This is a genomic window from Streptococcus suis, from assembly GCF_002960445.1.
GTDB lineage: Bacteria > Bacillota > Bacilli > Lactobacillales > Streptococcaceae > Streptococcus > Streptococcus hyiners.
In genome coordinates, this window is sequence record NZ_POJD01000465.1 from 1 (window position 1) to 362 (window position 362).

Consider the following 362-nt stretch of genomic DNA (forward strand, 5'->3'; position numbering starts at 1 on the left):
CTTTTCCAATCAACGGTGCCAAGTCAGGATTACGTGAATTAGAAATTCCATAGTGATCACCATAGAGGACGATGATGGAGTTTTCGTACAAGCCAGTCGCTTTTAAGTAATCGAAAAATGCCTTTATGGACGCATCGAGATAGTTGGCAGTAGCAAAATAGCCATTAATGGTTTCATCATCTGTATTGGCTAATGGAAAGCCAATCTCATCCCCAATCAAGCTGGTTGTATAGGGGTAGTGGTTGGAAACTGTGATAAATTTGGTATAGAAGGGTTGCTGTAAATGTTCCAGATATTGGATAGAGTCGGCGAACATGATTTTATCATTCAGACCGTATTGGAATGAATTTTCAGCAGTGGCT

1 protein-coding gene is annotated in these 362 nt (G+C 40.3%); it reads right to left on the reverse strand.

The window, feature by feature from the left end:
• Positions 1-362 (reverse strand): sulfatase-like hydrolase/transferase (locus C1G53_RS12805; protein WP_153046739.1); only part of this gene is annotated, 362 nt, incomplete at both ends.